The sequence below is a fragment of the Burkholderia sp. Nafp2/4-1b genome (assembly GCF_003635165.1).
GTDB lineage: Bacteria > Pseudomonadota > Gammaproteobacteria > Burkholderiales > Burkholderiaceae > Burkholderia.
Genome location: NZ_ML058682.1, coordinates 1 through 2091 on the forward strand (window position 1 = coordinate 1; position 2091 = coordinate 2091).

Sequence of the window (2091 nt, forward strand, 5' to 3'; positions counted from 1 at the left end):
CGCTTGCGTGCGCTCGACTATCACCGGAATAACGCTCACAGCCAGCGCGTGCTGGACGCGATGCAGGCAGATTCGGCCGTGCGCCTGGCACTGGACAAGATGGCGCCGGATACGAAGAAGCGGCACAAGGGCGATTTGATGAAGCTGTTTGCGCCGAACTCCGATCCGCGATGCGTGGAGGCGGTTCGTCAGGTGATCGTGGATGCGTATGAGACCAAGGTGGTATTTCGACGCTGGGCCAACGCGCGTATCGACCAGTTGATCCAGAACCCTGAGAAGCGCGCGGCGGCGAAATTGCGGGCAGGCGCCACGTACGGCACGACGGTGACGCCCCGGCAGATTGAGGCAGCCGGCGGTGTGGTGATACAGGTGGTGCTGGACGAATACGACCAACTCGCGCCGGTCAATGTAGGGTGTGCCGACGAGACGAGTGGCGCGAGTGCGTTCATCCACGAGTTCTATCATGATGCGACCGCCCAGGCACACGAGGATGAGGCGGTGCAGGAAGTGATTGCGCAGGTGTGCAGTGAAGAGGGCGGGCATGCGGACAAGCAGACACAGACGCGCCGGGCCGATACGATCGAGCAGTTCGAGAACCTGACCCAGGGCGATGGCCCCGACCCGGAGCCTTTGCAGGAGCGCGATTACAGCGAACTCGATCCGCGGCGTCTGCTCGAGGGCGTGGGGATTGATTCCAGTTTGCGAGATGCGTTGGCACTGGCCGGGCGCATGCGCGATGAGGAGAAGATAGCGTTCGGGCGGGAATTGAGGCTTATTGAGGCCCCCCAGGAGAATGCCACCCCAGAGCAAGTCCAGCAGTTCGAAAGCGATCTATTGGACATGGTGAACAGGCTGTGCGAGCGCGGCAAGCTGGATGACCAATATCAGTGGCTGCCGGACGTCACCTCCGCCCTTTACCGAGCGCTGGACGCAACCGCGAACCGGTCAGCCGGGATGAAGCCGTCAGCCGAGATGAAGCGGGCTGCCGAATGGCTGTTCGACTGTCAAGGAAAAGTTGAGCGCGAGATCGAGGCCGACAACAACGCGGCACGGTGGGAAGCGGAGACCGCGCACTTCATCGCAGTGGGCAACCATGCCAGTGCGACTGTCCAGAACGAACTCGAGCACAAGCGGATGATGGACTGCTTGTGGGCGGATCAGAAGAAAGTGGAGGAGGACAATGAGGCCGGCGATCGTACTCAGAGGAACCGTGTAGCCCAAGGACCCACCCCTGGTCCTGAGATGCGAATGTTTCAGAAGCAAGCGGTGGAAGTGATAACGACCTATGCCGTCGAGGAAATGAGTGGTACGACGGAAGAGTGGCAAACGCCGTTGAGGGAATCCGCAGGCAAATCGGGCGTTGGCGTACCTGCGCGCAAACCGGTGCGTACCGGTACCCTTGATGCACCCCCGAAAATCGTTAGCACTTTCCAGGTCAAGGAAATTGTCTACTACGACCCGAACTATGGCGACACGGCGGATCAGACGCGGGCCAGAGCTGCGGAGTTCGTCTCCCCGGTAGGGCCGGGGGCTTCGGTCCAATTCAAGCCCGAGATGATCATCTCGACCAAAGATGAGCGATATACCTGGACGAAAGGTAAGTCCTATGAAACCAGGATGATTCATACGGACTTCAAACCACTGTCCGCGCTAGAATTCGGGGGTACGCCGCGAGCAGGCTTGACCTACACGCCGACGCCTGATTTGACCGAAAAATTGCAACGCCACCTCGATACAACGAGTAAGCAATCGGTAACGACAGAACCGCCCCAGGGCGAAGTAATCCGAGAGCGGGCTATCGCCAAACGCAACGCTGGTCAGCTAGTCGAAACTGGTGGCGCGAACTTTTCCAGTACGTTATCCAAAATACTGGAAGAAGACCGGCGCTCCCCATTGACGAAGCCATCTCTTCCTTTGTCGATGGTGCAGGGTTCGGATCAATCGCAGCGGGAGTTCTTTCATACCGTTCAGAAGGAGTTGGCCGCGCTACGGCCGCGCACCGGGTTGGATGATCTGGCTCATGAACTGGCAAAAAACCAGCGCACGATCATCGCATTGCCGATGCACCACGAGGATCCACCGCCGCAACCG

1 protein-coding gene is annotated in these 2091 nt (G+C 59.4%); it reads left to right on the forward strand.

What is annotated here, in order from left to right; translation table 11 throughout:
• Nucleotides 1–2091 (forward strand): PipA/GogA/GtgA family type III secretion system effector (locus C7H84_RS35975; RefSeq protein WP_121863208.1); only part of this gene is annotated, 2091 nt, incomplete at both ends.